Raw genomic sequence first — 19,635 nt, 5'->3', positions numbered from 1 at the left:
CAAGGAAATTTAAGGTGATTTTAAGCTAGAGAGAAAATAAAAAAATCACCTTAATCCATTCATTAAGGTGATTGAAATATTATTCAGCTGGAGGCGTAAATGTACGTTTTTCTAGTTCAGCATCTAGCATAAATAGTGCGTTTGAATCGCTTGTAATACGTTTTAATTTTTGGATGATGCTATCAAATGAAGCTTCTTCTTCTACTTGCTCGTCAACGAACCATTTTAAGAAGGTAATTGTTGCGTGTTCACGCTCATCCCAAGCGATATCAGATAAGTGATAAATGCGCTTCGTTACTTCACGCTCGTGCTCAAGTGCTACTTCAAAAGCATTCAATACAGACTCATATTCGTTATTAGGATGATCAAATCCAGTAATAATAGCGCGCTCGCCGCGGTCATTAATGTAGTTGTAAAGCTTCATTGCGTGGAAACGCTCTTCTTCAGCTTGTACAAGGAAAAAGTTAGCGAATCCATCATAGCTTTCCGCTGTACAGTAAGCAGCCATTGCCATATAAGCGTGGGCAGAGTAAAATTCAAAATTCATTTGTTCATTTAGTGCGTCGTGCAATTTTTTAGATAACATAAAATCCCCCTTATTATTTTGACAAGAACATTATATCACAATTGATAATCTTCTCATTTAGATGTTTCGAATCTTTTTGAAAGCTTTGTGACGTGTGTTTCCATAATGTCTTGTAAATCCAAATCATATTTTTGTGAAAGAACAATAAGATTAGAAAGTACATCACCAAGTTCTTCTTTTAGTTCTTGTTTTAGCTCTTCTTGTGTTTTTGTTTGTTCATCAGGGCGATCACGACCGATTTCAATTGCGCGAACAACGCGTGAAACTTCCCCAACTTCCTCAGTTAAGAAATTTAAGCGAATAAAGGAGTTGTACTGTGACCAGCTTCGTTTCTCGTAAAATTCCTCCACCCATCTTTGAAATGCGACGATATCCATTTCTTCCTCATCCCTTCAATATGTTGTACAATATTCATTGTATCATAACAATATATAGTTTCGGGGTGTAGGAATGAGAAAGATTTGTGTGTTTGCAGGTTCAAATTTAGGGGGAAGACCAGAATTTAAGGAGCAGGCAATAGAGTTAGGGAAAATGTTTGTTGAGAACGATTATGAGCTTGTATACGGCGGTTCATGCGTTGGATTAATGGGAGAAGTAGCGAATGAAGTTCTTCGTTTAGGTGGACGTGTAACAGGTGTTATGCCGCGTGGTTTATTCCGTGGTGAAATCGTTCATACAGGATTAACAGAATTAATTGAAGTAGAAACGATGCACGAACGTAAAGCAAAAATGGCAGAGCTTGCGGATGCTTTCATTGCATTACCAGGTGGATACGGAACGTTTGAGGAATTATTTGAAGTTGTATGTTGGTCACAAATTGGTATACATGATAAGCCAGTTGGTTTATTAAACATTAAAGACTTCTACGGACCAATTCTGCAAATGGTTGATCGCGCAGCTGAAGAAGGCTTTATGAACCCGTCGAATAAAGAGTTGATTGTTTCAGCTGAGACGGCAGCTAAATTAATTCATGAAATACAAAATTACGAGCGTCCTGTTTTGGGAACTAAGTGGAAGCAGTTATCATAGTACATTTTTATAGTGGATTTTGGAAACACATGTCTTTTTATCGCAAAAAGACATGTGTTTTTAATTTGGTTAAATATATTGATAGTGAGATGTGAAATCGTTCCAAGAGGGGAAGTAGATGGAGGTATGTTTTGCTGATTTAAAAAAGAACATCTGAATAAAAGGTGAGTAAGAAATTATTGAGTGATATAGAATTGTTCCGTTAAAGGGTCAGATTGTGGAAGATGGCGAATGTTTTTTATGAAGTTAATAGAGGTTTTTCTAATCGGAATCAGAATAAATTTTATAAATCTAATCCTTTGGGAATTTTTAAGCAGCTATGTATCATAATCTAATCAGTAAAATGAAAATTGGAGGAGAAATGAGCATGGGGCGTTCGGTATTAAAAATGTATAACTACCACTTATGGGCAAATGAAGTTATTTTAAATCGCTTAAAAGAACTACCGCAAGACATTTTCCATAAGGAAGTTAAGAGTGGTTTTTCTTCGGTGGCAAAAGTAATGTCTCACATATACCTCACAGATTTAGCCTGGCTTGAGATTATTTCTGGTAAAAGTATGAGTGATGCAATGGTACACACAGACCAATTGAAAGAACAGCTAGAAACAAAAAATATTGAGGAAATGGAAACTAGTTTTTATGAATTATCTAAACGATATAAAGAACTTTTAAGTAGTCAACAAGATTATGAAAAAGTGTTTGAGGTTGATAATCCGTATGCTGGGCTCCTGGATACGACGGTTTCTGAAACAATACTACACGTCGTCACCCACGGAGCATATCACCGTGGGAATATAGCCACAATGTTGCGGCAAATGGGGCATACCTCTGTTATGCAAGATTTTGGACTATTTCTATATTCAAAATGAATTCTTTTTATTTACCATAGAATATGGATTGTATGATGTTTTTGAGGACTGCTTTTATTAGTGGTTTAAGCTTAATTATGTATTAGAGAAAAAAGGCATTCCATATTATTTCGGAATGCCTTTATCATTTTGATTACTTTGTTTTTTATACAGGTACCAGCCACCCCAACCGCCACCAATAGCTACAACAACGAGGAAAGCATAGTCTTTAACCTCGACACGTATGTTGAAAATATTAGCTATAAGTAAGAGAATCCCAACTGTTATTAACGCAAAAAATGCTCTAATTAAGTAGTCTTTCAACTGAACCACTCCCGTCATTTAAGTAGTAAATGATGAACTTGGACAAGCTTTTTGGATCTAATTACTAAAGGGTGTTTCCTATATTTTAACATAAAAGAGATTGTAATATATTGATAAAAGTAGTGGAGGGGAGTGCTAGTATTGTCGTGATTTGTTGGTAAAGCGATATTCTTTGTCGAAACGTTGATATATCGTGAGTTGCGATCGATATAATTTTATGTATTATCAAGTGCGACCAATCAATAGAAAAAAGCGACTCTGAACGAGCCGCTTCTGCTTTAAGTGTTATCTAGCCCCAGCGGCTAGAATCTCCGGTCATTTCGCTCTCTCGCTCGAAGCAAAAAGCGCTTCAAGGTCGAGAGCTCCAATGTCCTGCGATTCTGAACGAGCCGCTTCCGCTTTAAGTGGTATCTAGCTCCAGCGGCTAGAATCTCCGGTCATTTCGCTCTCTCGCTCGAAGCAAAAAGCGCTTCAAGGTCGAGAGCTCCAATGTCCTGCGATTCTGAGCGAGCCGCTTCCGCTTTAAGTGGTATCCAGCTCCGGTGGCTAGCTCTTCGTGTCTAAGAACCTTCCACATAAGAAGGCAAAAAGCGCCTTCTATGTGAAAGAACCTTAGCCAGTCAGAGCTGAACGAGCCACCGGAGCTTTTAAATATATTATTGATTCAAGAATGCACGTAGCATCCAAGCGTGTTTTTCTAGTTCTGTGTAGATGCCTAGCAATAGGTCAGATGTCATTTCGTCGTCAGATTCTTGAGCGATTACCATGCCTTTTTTTAGTTCAGTTAGCATCATTTCGTAGTCTTTCATGATTGCTTCGACCATCCCTTCTGCAGTTTCTCCGTAAGCTGCTTCTTGAATAGAAGATAGTTCTAAGTATTCTTTCATTGTTGCTACTGGTTTGCCGCCAATTGCTAAAATACGTTCTGCGATTTCATCGATGTGAGTAGCTGATTCTGTGTAAAGCTCTTCAAATTTTTCATGTAGTGTGAAGAATTGAGGTCCTTTTACGTACCAATGGAAGTTGTGTAGTTTTGTAAATAAAACGCTCCAGTTTGCTACTTGTTTGTTTAATGCTTCGATTACTTGTGTATTCATTATGATCAATCTCCTCTTGAGTTATTATTTTATATGAATTACTAATTTATAATTATTATAATCTGGTAATTTGTATAAATCAACCCTTTTGCTGGAATTAATTTGAACAAATTATGAACTGTTGTAAATAAAAAATCCCTATTACTATGAAGTAATAGGGATTTTTTATTATATAGCTCCAGCGGCTAGAATATTCGGTGGCTTCGCTTTTTCCTACGAGTCTCTTCCGCTTTTAGTTGTTATCCAACTTGTTTCTTCTCTTCTAAATCTTGCCCATCCCAACACTCTGTATTTTTTAAGCCAGGGATAGAACTTGCAATGAAAACAGGATCTTTTCCTTGTTTCTTTTGTTTTATATAGTCTACTAATGCCGCATAGGCGAACTTGCTAAGGAATGAGATGGCAATTAAGTTTGTAAATACCATTAGTCCCATAAAGAAATCAGCTAAACTCCAAACCGTTTGAAGGGCAGCGATAGATCCGAAGAACACCATTCCGACAACTGCAACACGATAAATCAGTAACCATGTTTTGCTTTCTTTAATGAATGCGATATTTGTTTCACCATAATAGTAGTTTCCTAGTAAAGAACTGAAAGCGAATAGGAAAATAATAATCGCTAAGAAAGTGCTTGCCCACGGTCCAATTTGTGAACTTAATGCTTGTTGTGTTAATTCAATACCTTCTAAATTCGATCCTTTGTAAAGTCCAGAACATAATACGATAAACGCTGTTGATGTACATACTAAGAATGTATCTACGAAAACACCTAATGCTTGAACAAGTCCTTGTTTTACAGGGTGAGATACATCTGATGTTGCTGCTGCATTAGGAGAGCTACCCATACCTGCTTCTGTCGCGAATAAACCGCGCTGAATTCCGAATTTGATTGCTGCTCCAATACCACCAGCGATAGCTTGGTCTAAACCAAATGCGCTGTTAAATATTTCTGTAAAAATGCTTGGTAACATAGTGAAGTTGTTAATTACGACAAAAACAGCTACGCCGATATAAATGATTGCCATTGGAGGAACAATCATTTCTGTAATACGTGAAATGCTCTTGATACCACCAAAAATAATAACTGCAACTAATAAAGCTAATAGAGCTCCTACGATCGTTCGCTCTAGTCCAAAAGCATTTTCAAATGCTATTGTTACCGTGTTTGCTTGTACAGAATTGAAAATTAATCCGTACGCAACTGTAATAAGAAGTGAAAACCAAACACCCATCCAGCGTTTGTTTAACCCTTTTTCCATGTAATACGCTGGTCCACCACGGAATCTGCTTCCATCTTTTACTTTATAAATTTGCGCGAGCGTACATTCTACGAAACTAGTAGCTGCTCCAAGGATAGCGATAAACCACATCCAAAATATTGCGCCAGGTCCACCCATTGAAATGGCTAATGCTACACCAGCTAAGTTTCCGATACCGATACGTGCCGCTGCACTTAAGCAAAATGCTTGGAATGGAGAGATACTATCTTTCTTTTTTTCTTTTCGATTAAATCCTTTACTAATTAAACTGACCATCTCACGGAAATGAGTAATTTGGACAAATTTTAATTTGAAAGAGAAATAAAGACCGAAGCCGATTAACATTGCAATAAGAATATATGACCATAAAATATTATTCGTTACCTCAAGGAATCTGCTAAAGATATCAACCATATAATACACTTCCTTTTTTTCATAATAAGAAAATTATATGCAAAAAATATACCAGAATCAATTTTTCTAAAAAATCATGTTACTTAAACGTACTTTGTGTTATGATTATGTTACATCGTAATATTTTTAGAATTATTTACATTTTAAAAAACTAAATTTAAAGCGAAAAAGAGGGGATAATTTGAAAGAAGAATCTTTATTGAAAGTAAGTCTTAAGAGTTTGAAAATAAGAAGTAATTTATTTTTTATCATTACATCTTTAAGTATCTTTTTAGGAGCCACTTATTATTACAATAAAAGATTTCCAAGTCATAGGTATCCTGAATGGTTAGAATTTCTAAAATTGATTGGATGAACAAAAGACAGAAAAACAGAAAATTAAAATAAAGAAGTTATGGAGGAGCTAAATATGAATATTAGAGAAAGTGAACTTCCGGGTATTGGTTATAAATTTCAAATCGTTACGAAAGGTAACGAAAAGATGGTAATCGTCATTCATGATGATGGGCGTAGAGAAATGTATCATTTTGATTCAGATCATGAAGAAAGCATCTCAAGTATTTCATTACGTGACTCAGAGGCGAGACAAATTGCAGCAATATTAGGTGGAATGGTATACAAACCTAGAGCATTAGAAAATGTTGAGATGGTCTTTGAAGGTTTAGCAATTGAGTGGTTTAAAGTGGAGAATGCAGCTCCGGCAATCGGAAAAACAATTGGCGACCTTGAAATAAGAAAAACATATAGCGTAACGATAATTGCAGTTATGAAAAAGAATATGAAAAAGCTATTTAATCCAGGTCCAGACACGGTGATTGAAGAAGGAGATATGCTTGTAGTTTCTGGTGAGAGAGAAGAAATTAAAAAGATTATTAATGAATTACTTTCGAATAGGGGGACTGACTAGATGGATACTTTAATTTTTGAAGTTGGTACAGCTTTAGTTTTAGTAGCAATTGCGGCGGTAATCGCTGGAAAGTTTAAATTCTCAGTAATTCCTTTTCTAATTGTTCTTGGCATGTTAGTAGGGCCGCACGCGCCGACAATAGGTGTTATCGATCTCAAATTTATTGAAAGTGCAAGTGTGATATCCTTCCTTGGAAGGATTGGTGTTCTGTTCCTTCTTTTCTATCTGGGATTAGAGTTTTCGATGAAAAAACTAATTAAATCTGGACGTTCTATCGCGATTGGCGGAACAATCTATATTTTGATTAACTTTTCACTAGGATTATTATACGGATTTATAATGGGATTCCCGTTACTCGAAATCTTAATTATTGCGGGTATTATTACGATTTCTTCTAGTGCTATCGTTGCAAAGGTATTAGTTGATTTAAGAAGGACTGGTAATAATGAAACCGAATTAATTTTAGGAATTATTATGTTTGAAGATATATTCCTTGCTGTATATTTATCAGTAGTTTCTGGCTTAGTTCTTGGGGATCACGCTTCCTTCTTAGGTGCCCTTACTTCAATTGGAATTGCTTTAGGATATATGCTTCTATTCTTTATTGTGGCTAGAAAAGCAACGCCGTTATTAAATAGATTGCTCAATATTAGTTCAGATGAAATTTTTATTATTGTAGTATTTGCTTCGTTGTTCTTTATTGCAGGTTTTTCAGAAACAATTCACGTTGCAGAAGCAATCGGGGCACTTCTTTTAGGGTTAGTTTTCTCTGAGACAGAGCATAGTGATCGAATTGAACATCTTGTTGTTCCATTTAGAGACTTCTTCGGAGCTATCTTCTTCTTCAGTTTCGGATTAAGTATCGATCCGTTTTCATTGGGCGGAGCAATATGGTTAACGTTAGGTGCTGTACTTCTGACGATAATCGGAAACTTTGTAGCAGGGATGATTGCAGGAAGACAAGCTGGATTATCTCATAAAGCATCAACAAATATTGGATTAACAATCGTTTCAAGGGGAGAATTCTCAATCATTATGGCTAATATCGGTATCGCGGGTGGGTTAATGTCGGTATTGAAACCATTCTCAGCACTATACGTGCTTATACTATCGATCTTAGGTCCACTTCTGACGAAAGAGTCAAAGAATGTATATAAATTTTTAAATAAAATCTTTAAGTGGGATACGAAGACTAGATAAATTTTGAAAAAATAAAAGTACAAGATATTTACTGCTTGTACTTTTATTTTTTGCAATGAAAACAGTAAAGAGAGGTAAATGATGTTAGGAGAGTTGATTCATTCAGTTTTAGTTTTTCTAGAAGGACTTGGTTATTGGGGAATTATGCTGGGATTAATGATAGAGGTTATCCCAAGTGAAATCGTATTATCTTATGCAGGTTATTTAGTATCAACAGGAAGCATTACATTTTGGGGGGCTGTCGCGTTCGGTACAATTGGTGGTGTAATCGCACAACTATTCATTTATTGGATCGGTCGATACGGAGGAAGACCTGTTCTTGAGCGATATGGAAAATATATTTTGATTCAGAAGAAACATATTGATTATGCTGAAGCGTGGTTTAATCGTTATGGAACTGGTGTTATTTTTACAGCGCGTTTTATTCCTGTTGTGCGTCATGCTATTTCGATACCAGCGGGTATTGCGAAAATGTCACATGCTAAGTTTATTACGCTAACTACACTAGCTGTTATTCCATGGTCAATTGTATTTGTATATTTAGGTTTTAAATTAGGAACAGAGTGGGAAAGTATTAATAAAGTAGCTGGGCCATATGTGAAATACTTTGCACTTGCTGCTATTGTTTGTGCAATTGGTTATTTTATATTAAAAAAAATGATGAAAAAAAAGTGATTACGGAAAAAGAATCTATGCTGACATAGATTCTTTTTTATTGTCATTTTTTAAAGGATGAAAGTGTATGTTTAATATTTACCATATTGTGGCATATATATAGGAAAAGGGAGTTTAGGAAGGGGATTATTGAGAAATGGAACTCCAGTTTCAAAATGTATATCAACAAGTTGAGAATTGGTATGTGTTGGATTCGGAGCTTCCTTGGGATGTCAAAAAGTTAAGAAATGATTTGTTTTCTCTTATTGAAGTAAGTGCAACGCCAGTTATTTTTTGTGATACGTGTGATGCGAATCATGTACTTTTATCATTAGGAGAAGAAGAAGAGGAGTTTTTATTCCCAGTAGGTGGTTTTTATCATAAAGAAAAACAATTAATTTTCGTTTGTATGTGGGAAGAATATGAGCAAGTGCTCAAAACGCTATTGCATGAATTCAGGCATGCGATGCAGCATAAGGACGATGTACTATATGTTGGAAATGAACTATACGAAGAAAGATGGATTGAGAAAGATGCGAGGCGTTTCGCGGAGAGGAAGCTAGATGAATATAAAAATAGAAATTTAATCTGAAGCATAGTGGAGAAAAATCACTGTGCTTTTATTTATTGCTAATTAAAAATAAGTAGTTGACCTTTAATAAGTTTAGTTCTAAACTAATAGTATCAAATGAGCGAGGTGATGGAATGAAAGCAGGGGAAAGACTTGGAGTACTATTATGGTTTCGTTTATCACGCTTTTATAATAGAAGTATTCGTGAGACGAATCAGCATTTGAAAAAGTGGAATGTATCTGCCGCTCAGTTTGATGTATTAGTTCAAATTGGAGGAAACGATCGTTTAACGCAGCAAGAACTTGGAAATAAGTTGTTTGTTACGAAAGGAAATGTTACTCAACTTTTAAATAAGATGGAGCAACTAGATTGGATTCAGCGTGAACAAGAAGGTACTACGAAATATATTTCATTAACAGAAAAGGGAAAGGTTCTATATGAAGAAATAGTCCCGCCGCAAGAAACATTTCAAGCAGAGCAATTTGATAAGTTAAATAGAGAAGAACAAAAACAATTATTAGAATTACTGAAGAAGTTGCAGTGATAAAATTAAAAATAATTATCTCGATTTCGAGATAATATGAGGTGAAGGATATGTTTAGAAAAGTTGATCATAAAAATATGGGAAGAGCAAATCACGGTTGGTTAAATACACATTTTCATTTTTCCTTTGCAAATTATTATAATCCAAACAACATGAATTTTGGAGCAGTACGTGTTATGAATGATGATTTAATAGCGCCACAAACTGGTTTTGATATGCATCCGCACCGTGATATGGAGATTATCTCTTACGTTATAGATGGTGAATTAACACATGAAGATAGTATGGGGAACCGCGGGACAATTGAGCGTGGGCATGTTCAATATATGAGTGCAGGTACTGGTGTATTTCACAGTGAGCATAACTTAGGAAGTGAAACATTACGTTTATTGCAAATTTGGATTTTACCAGACCGCGACGGTCATAAACCGAACTATGGTGAGTTTAAATTTGATTGGAGTAAACGTGAAAATGAGTGGTTCCATATGGTATCTCCTTCTGATGGAGATGCACCAATTCATATTCACCAAGATGCAAATTTATATTCTTTATCATTAGAAGCTGGTAAAGAAATTCATTTCCCTGTTAAAGAAGGACGTCAATTGTACATTGTACAAATTGAAGGTAGCAGCGTTGTAAACGGTGAAACACTTGTAATGCGTGATGCAGCGGAGGCTGTAGAAGAATATATTCGCATTCAAGCGAAAGAGAAGTCTCACTATTTAGCAATTGAAATGAAAATGCAATAAAGTGAGGCTTTAATCAGTGGTGGCTTTCCAGCATATAAATAGCGGAATGAAAAGTTATAGGAAAGAGGACATCGTTTTTCGATGTCCTCTTTTTGGTGAGTTTAATTATCAGAAAAAACTTTCTCAATTTTTGAGAGCAGGTATTAGAGAGATTATTCAGAATATTTATAAAGGTGTTAAAAACTTTTAGGGAAATGGGGAGTGTTAGATTGAAAAAGCAAGTAATTTCATCAGCATTAGCATTAACTGTTATCGCAAGTGGGTTTGGGGCATTTGGAGCAACTACGACGAAAGCAGAAGAGCAAAAAATCCAGTATCACCAAGAGTTTAAAACACCAGCTTACATAGGTGAAGAATGGAAAGCGCCGGAAGGACTAGATAAAAAAGAGACGGTCTTTCAATATTTAGAGAGTAAAAAAGATATGTTTAAACTAGCAGGAAATATTGACAAACATTTCAATATCGTTGGTGAAGAAAAAGATGCTGAGTCTGGTACAACACATGTGAAGTTAGTTGAGAAGCATAATAACATTCCTGTGTATGGTTCAGATCAAACAGTTACGCTTGATAAAGAGAACAATGTAAAAGCATTTTTCGGACAAGTTATTCCGAGTTTAGATGATAAAAATATTCCTACATCTGCAAGTATTAGTGCGGAACAAGCAGAAACGATTGCAAAAGCTAATATTGAGAAAGAAATTGGTAAAGTAAAGAATTATGATGGTGTGAAAAAAGATTTATATGTGTATGAAAAAGATGGTCAATACTATCTTGCATATCTTGTAAAAGCGTCGGTTTCGAAACCAGCTCCAGGATATTGGCATTACTTTGTTGATGCAACAAATGGAAATGTTATTGAGAAATATAATGCTGTAGATAACATTACTGGATTTGGTTACGGAGTATTAGGTGCTAGACAATCATTTGAAATTGCTCAAGATACGAAAACAGGAGCGTTCAACTTATTTGATGGTACACGAGGACAAGGTGTCCATACATTTGATGCAGAGAATATGAACGAAGACTGGTTTAATTTATTCTCACAAATTCTTGGATATACAGGAGAAGAAATTGCAAGTAAATCTAAGTTCTTCGAAGATAAAGCGGCAGTTGATGCGCATGTGAATGCAGGAAAAGTATATGATTATTATAAAAAGACATTTAACCGTAACTCCTTCGATGATAAAGGTGCAAAACTTATTTCTGCTGTTCACGTAGGTGAATCTTGGAATAACGCAGCGTGGAACGGTGTGCAAATGATGTATGGTGATGGAGATGGTAAGACATTTATTCCATTATCAGCAGGGCTAGATGTTATTGGCCACGAATTAACGCATGCTGTAACTGAACATACAGCAAACCTTGTATATAAAAATGAATCAGGAGCGTTAAATGAATCGTTATCTGATATTATGGGCGTCATGGTTGAGAAGAAGAGCTGGGATTTAGGTGCTGATATTTATACACCTGGTAAACCTGGAGATGCACTTCGTTCTCTAAAGGATCCAGCATCTATTCCAAACCCATTAAAACCAGGTGAAGGTTACCCAGATCACTATAATAAACGTTATACTGGAACAGCTGATAATGGCGGCGTTCATATTAACAGTAGTATTAATAATAAGGCGGCGTATTTAGTGTCTGAGGGCGGCACGCATTACAATGTGAAAGTAACTGGAGTGGGCCGCGAAGCGACAGAAAAAATTTACTATCGTGCTCTTACAAAATATTTAACTGCAAACTCTGATTTCAAAATGATGCGTCAAGCTGCACTTCAATCAGCAGAAGATTTATTCGGTAAAAACTCTAAAGAGGTACAAGCTGTAACGAAAGCTTATGACGCTGTAGGAGTAAAATAATAAGAGAAAAAAGACCTGACTGGATTGTCAGGTCTTTTCCTTATTTAGTCACGAATACCTAATGCGATTTTCGCCATACGCGACATACGTTCTTTTGTCCATGGCGGATTCCATACAACGTTTACTTCTATTTCATTTACTTCAGGTACGTTCGTTGATAATACTTTTTTAACGTCTGATACGATTTGGCCAGCCATTGGACAACCGATAGAAGTCATCGTCATTGTAATGACAGCATTATTATTTTCATCCGCTGTAACGTCATAAACTAATCCGAGATTGATAATATCAACACCTAGCTCAGGGTCAATAACAGCTTCTAAGTTTGCATATAACTTTTCTTCAAATGCTTGTTGTGACATGTGTAGCACCCCCTAAATATTAATGATATCGGTTCTCATTATAACGGATATGCGGGATAAGTGCAGGAAATGAGCTCAAAAAAATATTCCTCCCTGAGAGAGGAATATTTTTTTGAAAAGCTATTCAGTTTTAAAATGAGATACAAGCTGATCTAATTCTTCAACTGTTTGTTTCATTTGTTTTGCAGTGAGAGTCATTTCATTCATCACGATGACTTTCTGTTCAGCAGATTGTGCCGTTGCGGCTGTTTCACTAGATACTTCGTTTGAAATAGAAGCGATGTTATTAAGTGAAGCGTTCATTTCTTCAGCGCTTGCAGCCATTTCTTCAGCAGTTGCTGATATGTCTTGCATTTGAGTTGATACTTTATTTACTTGTTCAACAATTGTTGTGAAAGAAGTACCAGCCTCACGAACGACAGTAATGCCTTCAAATGCTTCAGAGCGGCCTTGAGACATCATAGAGCTAGCAGTTTCCGTATCATTTTGAATTTGATGAAGCAATTGATTAATATCTTTTGCCGCTGTTTTTGATTGTTCCGCAAGTTTACGAACTTCATCAGCTACGACAGCAAATCCTTTTCCTTGTTCACCAGCACGAGCCGCTTCAATAGAAGCATTTAAAGCAAGTAGATTCGTTTGCTCAGCGATATTAGAAATAGATTGTACAGCCGTATCAATATATTTCGTATGGGTGATTAGACGTTCGACTACTTCTGATGTAGCATTTACAGCTTCATGTATCGTTGTCATTTGTGAAACAGATTTTTGGATAACAGTACTTCCGTCGTTAGCGTGTTCATATGTAGCTACAGCAAGTTCGGCTACAGATGAAGCAGATTCAGCGATACGCTGAACACTTATTGCCATATCATCCATCGCAGTCGAGCTTTCTTCCATACTAGAAGTTTGCGATTGAATACTTGAATTTAAGTTGGACATCGAGCTTTGAACTCTTTTTGTTGCCTCGCGTGATGTATTAGTCTTTTCTAGCATATTTTCAGAAGCTGTTTGTACTTCTACAGATGTTTTTTGAACACGATTAATGATATGCTGCAAGTTTTCTAACATTTTATTAAATGATGTAGCAATAGCACCGATTTCATCATTGCTATTTACTTGTAGACGGGCTGTTAAGTCGCCTTCTTGAGAGGCTAATTCTTTTAGTTTAGTATCAATTTGTTGAATTGGTTTTACAAGCTTACCAGAGAACCACCATGCAAGAATAATTGCAGTTACAATACAAATAACAAGTGATAAGAAGACAACATATTCAATTCGTAGTGAAGATTGATCGATTTTTTCAATAGATTGTTCACGTAATTTAGCTTGTTCATTAGTGTAATTTGTGAAATCACCGATTACTTTATAAACAGTGCCATTCTCTGTAGAAGCTACTTGTAAAGCTTCTTCCCATTTTTGTTCTTTTGCAAGAGTGAATACTTTCTCTTCAATGAACTTTCTCCAAGTGGATCCTAATTCCATTGTGCTTTTCACGGACTGAGAAGTGTTAGGGTTAGAAAGAAGTTGCCCTTTTGTATCTTCAAGACGTTTACTCATCTCATTAAACTTGTCTAATTCGACTTGATCATGTTGTAGTAAATAACCTCTTAAAGCAGAAAGTTGTACTTGATAAGCGTCTCCGCGCTCTTTCAATTCTGTTGCAAGAGGAGAAATTTCTTTTTGTAATGTTTCAGCTTTATGAGACTGATCCATGGTAAAGAATAAAATAAAAGCTAAGGCGATGCCGAATAAAGCGCAAATCATTCCCATCATGAACATTAGTTTTTTTCGAATGCTAATAAAATTCATATGATAAAAATCCTCCTTGTAAAATCTTAGTATTAGAATTAATTAATTAATGTAAAAAATTGAAAGAAAGCTTTACTCCATCTGGAATAAAGCTTTCTTCTTTCCTTTAGGAATTATAGCAGACAGAATGGGAGATAGAAAGAGATATTTTAGCGTGAAAAAAGAGAGACTCTAAATCGCTCTTTCTAACAATTTAGAGTTCGTAGAAGTATAAATGAAATTTTCATTTTAACTATTTGTTTTGAAATGAGAAACGAGCACTTCAAGTTCTTGCACAATTGTTTTCATTTCTGATGATTTTTTAGCAACGACACTCATTTTGTTTACTTGGTCACCAGCTGAAGTTGCTGTTTTCGATGTTTCGGCAGCAACTTCATTTGAAATAGAAGCGATATTATTTAAAGCTGCATTCATTTCTTCAGAACTTGCGGCCATTTCTTCAGCAGTTGCAGACATTTCTTGTATTTGTGTAGAGAAATTGTTAATGTGATTAACAATTTCTGAGAATGAAGATCCAGCGGTACGAATGACTGTAATTCCTTCAGAAGCTTCTGACTGACCTTGTGTCATCATGTCATTTGCTATTTTTGTGTCCGCTTGAATTTGATGAAGTAAATGGTTAATGTCATTTGCTGCTAGCTGAGATTGTTCAGCAAGTTTTCGTACTTCATCGGCAACAACAGCGAATCCTTTTCCGTGTTCACCAGCACGGGCCGCTTCAATAGAAGCATTTAAAGCGAGCAAATTCGTCTGCTCGGCAATATTAGAAATAGATTGAAGTGCAGTATCAATATGATTCGTATGTGTAATGAGTCGCTCTACCACTTGTGATGTAGCGTTAACAGCTTCGTTAATTGTATGCATTTGTGTAATAGATTTTTCAATGACTTTATTTCCATCATCTGCTTTTTCAGAAGTTGTAACAGCTAGGCTAGCGGCAGAAGAGGCAGCTTGTGCAATGCGCTGAACACTCGTTGCCATATCATCCATTGCGGTTGAACTTTCTTCAATGCTAGAAACTTGTGAACGAATATTGTGCTCAAGAGCATTCATAGTCTCTTTAGTTTTTGCGGTATTTTCCATGGAAGCAGTTGTTTCGATAAACACATTTTCAGAAGCTTCTTTTACACTTGTTGATGTTTGTTGAACTTGCTTTATTATACGCTGTAAGTTAGCAAGCATTTGATTAAAGGAATTTGCGATGTCACCAATTTCATCTTTACTCGTTACGTGTAATCTAGCGGTTAAATCGCCATCTTGAGAAGCTAATTCTTTTAACTTCGCATCAATTTGTCGAATCGGTTTAACGAGTTTACCAGAGAACCACCATGCCAATAGAATAGACGTTAATGTACATGTAATGAGTGAGAAGAAAATAATATATTGAATAAGGGATGAAGAAGACTCTACGTCAGCAATTAATACGTCCCGTTTGTCATTTTCTTCATTTGCATATTTAGTAAAACGACTTAAAAGATCATTTACATAATCTGTTTGAGCAAGAGCAATTTTGGATGCTTCATCCCATTTTCCTTCCCGTGCAAGAGGAAGGACTTCATTATCTACGACGCTGCGCCATTTTGCTCCCATTAAAATGGCCTCTTTCATTCCTTCTGGGAGTTTTTTATCACTTGTTACTTTCTCCCTAGTATCAGCTAGTTTTTTTCCTTCCCGGTTGAATTTATCCAATCCTTTTTGGTCATGTGATAGTAAATATTCTTGTAAACCAGCGACTTGCGCTTGGAACCAATCGCCACGTTCTTTTAAAATCGTTGCTCTTTTCGATACATCATTCTTTAATGTTTCGATTTCACTTGCTTGATTCATCGCGAATGAAAGAATAACAATAAGAGCAATGCTAAATAAGGAAGAAATGCTTAAGAGTGTGAACAGTAGTTTTTTTCGAATGCTAACATATTTCATTGTTACCCCTACCTTTTTCTGAAAAACTATTTATTGTAATTTATAAATATTGAGAACGAAACTAATAAAAACATAATTAAGAAGTTATTAATCTGTTCAATGAAAATTATAGCAGATAATGGAATATGGCAGATTAATGTGAGTAAATGTTCTTAAAATGTATACATTTGTATATCAAAAAATTCATAAATAAAAATCAGAAATGGTATTGTAATTTGAAATAACATCCTGTATACTTCTAATTAGTTGATAACGATTATCACTATCAACTGAACATTACTCTTCGTTATGTTGGTCATACCCCTTTTTGACGACGTAAGTCAGAGACGAATGTTGAAATATCTTGTGTCCTATTCTACAGAATTATGGTAATCTCCAACCTCAACTTATATGCGTAAGCATGCAAAAAAAGGATCCTATCCGTGAAGGGATCCTTTTTTGCATGTTGTCGCAATTAATGTGTATAGACCTGGTATACGTTCTTCAATTCCTTCGGGTGAAGTAGAAGGGAAAACCCACCTTTGATGAGACCCGTGTTCTTCAACTAGCTTTTCAATTTTAAAACGTTCTTCCGCAAGTGTTGTAACAATTTCTCCTAACGTCCAGCGGCGTATGCTTGTCTTCGGTAATGATTCTTTCTGCGATTCTGTAAGAAGAATGCTATAAGCAACATCATCTTCAATCAATTCTTCATCGAAATAATTTCCATTGGCCCGAAATGATGGATGATCTACACCTAATAATTTAGTGTAAATAGGATGATAGTCACGAAGGATAAGCATTCCATCTTGTTTAAGTAAGTTAGCAATCTTTTGAAAGAGTGGTTTTAAATCTAAAAAGTAATGAAGTACACCAAGTTCCAGCAATACGACATCAAATGATTCGGAAAGATTTACATCCAGTACATCAGAGACGATGTATTGGATAGAGACACCAGCAGCTTCGGCTAGTTCGGTTGCGTATTTTTCATTACTTGCTGAAATGTCTACAACTGTTACATCGGCTCCTAAAAGAGCAAGAGCAACTGCTTTATTTCCTTTTGATCCGAGTAAATTAATAATACGCTTTCCTTTTGGAGATTGTATGTAAGCTAAATAATGATTTACCTCGCGCACGGGATCTTCCATGAGCTTTTTCGCATAATCCTCTGGCGCCCCGTGGCGATTTGTCCAAGCTTCATAAGCAGCTGCGTTCCAGCTTTTTTCATTAATAGTACTTAGTTGTTTTTGATTCAATTTTATCACTCCTTTTGTGAACGTATAGTTATTCGGTGAATGAGTAGGATTTCCTGTTTTTTTGAATAAAAGTTTGATTTTTCTGTTGTTAAGTCGTAAAATACGTTTTATACATAAAAGCGTTGAAAAGGAAAAGTAGAATGGAACCATTCTTTCCAGAGAGCTTCGGTAGCTGAGAAGAAGCAAGAATATTCATTTGAACAATGGCCTTTGAGCTTCGTCCTGAACTTATCAAATGATAATAGTAGGCGGCGACGAGAGTTGGTACTCGTTATCAAAACCACAGTATAAGAGCATATAGCTCCGTACTTGTTAAGGTTAGTTATGCGAATGACTGACGAAATAAGGTGGTACCGCGACTGTTTATACAGCCCCGCCCTTATCTTTTTTAAGATAAGGACGGGGCTTTTTATATTTTAAAGGAGGAATATAAGATGAGTATTTTTATTGGAGGCGCTTGGCCGTATGCAAATGGTTCGTTACACCTTGGACACATTGCTAGTTTGTTACCAGGAGATATTTTAGCACGTTATTACAGGGCAAAAGGTGAGCATGTGTTGTATGTTTCAGGAAGTGATTGTAATGGAACACCGATTACAATTAGAGCAAAGCAAGACGGTGTGATGGTGAAAGAAATTGCTGATAAGTATCACGAAGAGTTTGAGCGATGTTTTCGTAGCCTTGGTTTTACTTATGATTGCTATACACGTACAGATAGCGAGCATCATCATGAAACTGTTCAAAAAGTCTTTTTGCGACTATTAGAAGAAGGTTATATTTATAAAAAAGTAGTTGAACAAGCTTATTGCGAAACGTGTACGCAATTTTTACCGGATCGATATGTAGAAGGTATTTGTCCGCATTGTCATGAAGCAGCAAGGGGCGATCAATGCGATGCTTGTTCCGCTATTTTAGATCCACTCGATTTGTTAGAAAAGAAATGTAAGTTATGTGGTAGTACGCCATCAGTACAGGAAACAGAGCATTTCTATTTTGCATTGCATAAATTTCAGCAGCAAATTAAAGAGGTCGTAGAAATTGCAAAGCAGAAAGGAACATGGCGCGACAATGCAATTCAATTAACAGAGAGATATTTAAAGGAAGGATTACAAGATAGGGCAGTGTCACGTGATTTACCAATTGGGGTACCAATTCCAGTGGCAGGATATGAAGATAAGAAAATTTACGTATGGATTGAAGCAGTGACAGGATATTATTCGGCGAGTAAACATTGGGCTGAAGAAACAGGGAAAGATGATCAAGAGTTTTGGGATAGAGATGCGAAAACGTATTATGTACATGGTAAGGATAATATTCCGTTTCATTCAATCATTTGGCCAGCGGTATTACTTGGAATAGGAGAAGAAGCGATCCCGCGTCATATCGTTTCGAATGAGTATTTAACAGTAGAAAAAAGAAAATTATCGACAAGTAAAAACTGGGCAGTATGGGTACCTGATATATTGGAACGCTATAATCCCGATTCTATTCGTTACTTTTTAACAGTTAACGCACCAGAAAATCGTGATACTGATTTTTCATGGCGTGAATTCATTTACAGTCATAATAGTGAATTGTTAGGTGCATACGGGAACTTTGTGAACCGGACATTAAAGTTTATTGAAAAATATTATGGTGGTACTGTACCGAAGGGAAGTATTGATGTAGAGCTGAAAGATAAAGTAGAAGGATTATATAAAAGTGTAGGAGAGGCGATTGAACAAACTAAATTTAAGGTGGCACTAGAAACAATATTTGATGCAGTACGCTTTGCAAATAAATACTTTGATGAAAAGCAGCCTTGGAAACAAAGAGAAGACGACCCAGTTTCATGTGAGGAAACAATTTATAATTGTGTTTACCTAATAGCAAACTTTGCACAACTGCTTGAACCATTTTTACCGTTTTCAAGTGAAAGAGTTAGAAATACATTATCGAGTGTTAAAGTAAATTGGGAACCTCAAAATACGTTGCCAAACCGAATTGATAATGTGCAGCCATTATTTGAGCGAATCGATGTAAAACAAATTGAACATGAGGTAGAGAAGTTATATGGAGCGGTAAAGTGAAATATAAGGAAAAGACCTTTCAAATAAATGAAAGGTCTTTTGTTATGCTGTATAACCCTCTTTCTTATCTTTCAAAAAGAAAAGCACAGCAAGGATTACGAGAATAATAGCCGCAATATCATATGTTATTTTGAAGGTAGTAATAAAGTTTAACATATCGTAACTTTATTCACATTTATATACAAGTTGA

Annotated in this window: 19 protein-coding genes and 1 other annotated feature; of the genes, 10 read left to right on the top strand and 9 right to left on the bottom strand. The window is 35.9% G+C overall.

Going from position 1 to position 19,635, the window contains the following annotated elements; translation table 11 throughout:
- Positions 1 to 79: 79 nt before the first annotated feature.
- Both MHH59_RS25330 and MHH59_RS25325 read right to left on the bottom strand, forming a co-directional pair.
- Positions 80 to 586, bottom strand: coding sequence for a ferritin (locus MHH59_RS25330; protein ID WP_002015996.1), 507 nt, complete (start codon positions 584 to 586; stop codon positions 80 to 82).
- Between the two features lie 53 nt (positions 587 to 639).
- Entirely contained in the window at positions 640 to 963 is a 324-nt protein-coding gene (locus MHH59_RS25325) for a MazG nucleotide pyrophosphohydrolase domain-containing protein (protein WP_002089472.1), read from the bottom strand.
- Between the two features lie 73 nt (positions 964 to 1,036).
- Between MHH59_RS25325 and MHH59_RS25320 the strand changes: the two genes are divergently transcribed.
- Both MHH59_RS25320 and MHH59_RS25315 read left to right on the top strand, forming a co-directional pair.
- Positions 1,037 to 1,615: an LOG family protein gene (locus MHH59_RS25320; protein ID WP_033707925.1), complete on the top strand. Its 579-nt coding sequence runs from the start codon at positions 1,037 to 1,039 to the stop codon at positions 1,613 to 1,615.
- Between the two features lie 367 nt (positions 1,616 to 1,982).
- Positions 1,983 to 2,486 carry a DinB family protein gene (locus MHH59_RS25315; protein WP_000533787.1) on the top strand — a complete coding sequence of 168 codons (504 nt, stop codon included), beginning with the start codon at positions 1,983 to 1,985 and terminating at the stop codon, positions 2,484 to 2,486.
- 105 nt (positions 2,487 to 2,591) lie between these two features.
- On the opposite strand, the gene MHH59_RS25310 is transcribed toward MHH59_RS25315, so the two are convergent.
- The 3 genes from MHH59_RS25310 to MHH59_RS25300 form a co-directional block, all read right to left on the bottom strand.
- On the bottom strand, positions 2,592 to 2,789 hold the full coding sequence (locus MHH59_RS25310; protein WP_000656312.1) for a hypothetical protein: 198 nt from the start codon (positions 2,787 to 2,789) through the stop codon (positions 2,592 to 2,594).
- A gap of 656 nt (positions 2,790 to 3,445) precedes the next feature.
- Positions 3,446 to 3,886 carry a Dps family protein gene (locus tag MHH59_RS25305; protein ID WP_002034654.1) on the bottom strand — a complete coding sequence of 147 codons (441 nt, stop codon included), beginning with the start codon at positions 3,884 to 3,886 and terminating at the stop codon, positions 3,446 to 3,448.
- A 239-nt stretch (positions 3,887 to 4,125) separates the two neighbouring features.
- Positions 4,126 to 5,559: an alanine/glycine:cation symporter family protein gene (locus MHH59_RS25300; RefSeq protein WP_002129834.1), complete on the bottom strand. Its 1,434-nt coding sequence runs from the start codon at positions 5,557 to 5,559 to the stop codon at positions 4,126 to 4,128.
- Between the two features lie 409 nt (positions 5,560 to 5,968).
- Between MHH59_RS25300 and MHH59_RS25295 the strand changes: the two genes are divergently transcribed.
- From MHH59_RS25295 to MHH59_RS25265, 7 genes are all read left to right on the top strand, one after another.
- Complete coding sequence (locus tag MHH59_RS25295) at positions 5,969 to 6,466, top strand: cation:proton antiporter regulatory subunit (RefSeq protein ID WP_001026068.1); 498 nt, start codon at positions 5,969 to 5,971, stop codon at positions 6,464 to 6,466.
- On the top strand, positions 6,467 to 7,666 hold the full coding sequence (locus tag MHH59_RS25290) for a cation:proton antiporter (RefSeq protein ID WP_002129832.1): 1,200 nt from the start codon (positions 6,467 to 6,469) through the stop codon (positions 7,664 to 7,666).
- 81 nt (positions 7,667 to 7,747) lie between these two features.
- A complete protein-coding gene (locus tag MHH59_RS25285) occupies positions 7,748 to 8,341 on the top strand; it encodes a DedA family protein (RefSeq protein WP_000900199.1) in 594 nt (197 codons plus the stop codon).
- Positions 8,342 to 8,477: 136 nt separating this feature from the next.
- A complete protein-coding gene (locus tag MHH59_RS25280) occupies positions 8,478 to 8,912 on the top strand; it encodes a DUF3920 family protein (RefSeq protein WP_002129830.1) in 435 nt (144 codons plus the stop codon).
- Between the two features lie 113 nt (positions 8,913 to 9,025).
- Positions 9,026 to 9,436: a MarR family winged helix-turn-helix transcriptional regulator gene (locus tag MHH59_RS25275; RefSeq protein ID WP_002129828.1), complete on the top strand. Its 411-nt coding sequence runs from the start codon at positions 9,026 to 9,028 to the stop codon at positions 9,434 to 9,436.
- A 50-nt stretch (positions 9,437 to 9,486) separates the two neighbouring features.
- Entirely contained in the window at positions 9,487 to 10,185 is a 699-nt protein-coding gene (locus MHH59_RS25270) for a pirin family protein (protein ID WP_033730855.1), read from the top strand.
- A 209-nt stretch (positions 10,186 to 10,394) separates the two neighbouring features.
- Positions 10,395 to 12,044 (top strand): M4 family metallopeptidase, encoded by a 1,650-nt coding sequence (locus MHH59_RS25265; RefSeq protein ID WP_002143675.1) that lies wholly within the window; start codon positions 10,395 to 10,397, stop codon positions 12,042 to 12,044.
- A gap of 44 nt (positions 12,045 to 12,088) precedes the next feature.
- On the opposite strand, the gene MHH59_RS25260 is transcribed toward MHH59_RS25265, so the two are convergent.
- The 4 genes from MHH59_RS25260 to MHH59_RS25245 form a co-directional block, all read right to left on the bottom strand.
- Positions 12,089 to 12,406: a metal-sulfur cluster assembly factor gene (locus tag MHH59_RS25260; protein WP_000082522.1), complete on the bottom strand. Its 318-nt coding sequence runs from the start codon at positions 12,404 to 12,406 to the stop codon at positions 12,089 to 12,091.
- Between the two features lie 120 nt (positions 12,407 to 12,526).
- A complete protein-coding gene (locus MHH59_RS25255; RefSeq protein ID WP_088044966.1) occupies positions 12,527 to 14,218 on the bottom strand; it encodes a methyl-accepting chemotaxis protein in 1,692 nt (563 codons plus the stop codon).
- A 228-nt stretch (positions 14,219 to 14,446) separates the two neighbouring features.
- Positions 14,447 to 16,141 (bottom strand): methyl-accepting chemotaxis protein, encoded by a 1,695-nt coding sequence (locus tag MHH59_RS25250; protein ID WP_002129822.1) that lies wholly within the window; start codon positions 16,139 to 16,141, stop codon positions 14,447 to 14,449.
- Positions 16,142 to 16,557: 416 nt separating this feature from the next.
- Complete coding sequence (locus MHH59_RS25245; RefSeq protein ID WP_078177974.1) at positions 16,558 to 17,526, bottom strand: class I SAM-dependent methyltransferase; 969 nt, start codon at positions 17,524 to 17,526, stop codon at positions 16,558 to 16,560.
- Positions 17,490 to 17,760 (top strand) — a binding site (T-box leader). It overlaps the preceding gene by 37 nt.
- Before the next feature lie 50 nt (positions 17,761 to 17,810).
- Between MHH59_RS25245 and metG the strand changes: the two genes are divergently transcribed.
- Complete coding sequence (metG, locus tag MHH59_RS25240; RefSeq protein WP_088044968.1) at positions 17,811 to 19,445, top strand: methionine--tRNA ligase; 1,635 nt, start codon at positions 17,811 to 17,813, stop codon at positions 19,443 to 19,445.
- Positions 19,446 to 19,635 lie beyond the last annotated feature (190 nt).

The organism is Bacillus sp. FSL E2-0195 (assembly GCF_038003645.1).
In the GTDB taxonomy this organism is placed as follows: Bacteria; Bacillota; Bacilli; order Bacillales; family Bacillaceae_G; genus Bacillus_A; species Bacillus_A mycoides.
The sequence above is the reverse complement of the archived record's forward strand: the minus strand, read 5'-3'. Positions and strand labels throughout refer to the sequence as shown.

Bases quoted from the DNA above. Each gene is read 5' to 3' on its own strand.
- MHH59_RS25250 (WP_002129822.1), bottom strand. From the start codon at position 16,141: ATGAAATATGTTAGCATTCGAAAAAAACTACTGTTCACACTCTTAAGC.
- MHH59_RS25280 (WP_002129830.1), top strand. From the start codon at position 8,478: ATGGAACTCCAGTTTCAAAATGTATATCAACAAGTTGAGAATTGGTAT.
- MHH59_RS25300 (WP_002129834.1), bottom strand. From the start codon at position 5,559: ATGGTTGATATCTTTAGCAGATTCCTTGAGGTAACGAATAATATTTTA.
- MHH59_RS25245 (WP_078177974.1), bottom strand. From the start codon at position 17,526: ATGGTTCCATTCTACTTTTCCTTTTCAACGCTTTTATGTATAAAACGT.
- MHH59_RS25315 (WP_000533787.1), top strand. From the start codon at position 1,983: ATGGGGCGTTCGGTATTAAAAATGTATAACTACCACTTATGGGCAAAT.
- metG (WP_088044968.1), top strand. From the start codon at position 17,811: ATGAGTATTTTTATTGGAGGCGCTTGGCCGTATGCAAATGGTTCGTTA.
- MHH59_RS25320 (WP_033707925.1), top strand. From the start codon at position 1,037: ATGAGAAAGATTTGTGTGTTTGCAGGTTCAAATTTAGGGGGAAGACCA.
- MHH59_RS25305 (WP_002034654.1), bottom strand. From the start codon at position 3,886: ATGAATACACAAGTAATCGAAGCATTAAACAAACAAGTAGCAAACTGG.
- MHH59_RS25285 (WP_000900199.1), top strand. From the start codon at position 7,748: ATGTTAGGAGAGTTGATTCATTCAGTTTTAGTTTTTCTAGAAGGACTT.
- MHH59_RS25270 (WP_033730855.1), top strand. From the start codon at position 9,487: ATGTTTAGAAAAGTTGATCATAAAAATATGGGAAGAGCAAATCACGGT.
- MHH59_RS25290 (WP_002129832.1), top strand. From the start codon at position 6,467: ATGGATACTTTAATTTTTGAAGTTGGTACAGCTTTAGTTTTAGTAGCA.
- MHH59_RS25325 (WP_002089472.1), bottom strand. From the start codon at position 963: ATGGATATCGTCGCATTTCAAAGATGGGTGGAGGAATTTTACGAGAAA.
- MHH59_RS25255 (WP_088044966.1), bottom strand. From the start codon at position 14,218: ATGAATTTTATTAGCATTCGAAAAAAACTAATGTTCATGATGGGAATG.
- MHH59_RS25330 (WP_002015996.1), bottom strand. From the start codon at position 586: ATGTTATCTAAAAAATTGCACGACGCACTAAATGAACAAATGAATTTT.
- MHH59_RS25260 (WP_000082522.1), bottom strand. From the start codon at position 12,406: ATGTCACAACAAGCATTTGAAGAAAAGTTATATGCAAACTTAGAAGCT.
- MHH59_RS25275 (WP_002129828.1), top strand. From the start codon at position 9,026: ATGAAAGCAGGGGAAAGACTTGGAGTACTATTATGGTTTCGTTTATCA.
- MHH59_RS25295 (WP_001026068.1), top strand. From the start codon at position 5,969: ATGAATATTAGAGAAAGTGAACTTCCGGGTATTGGTTATAAATTTCAA.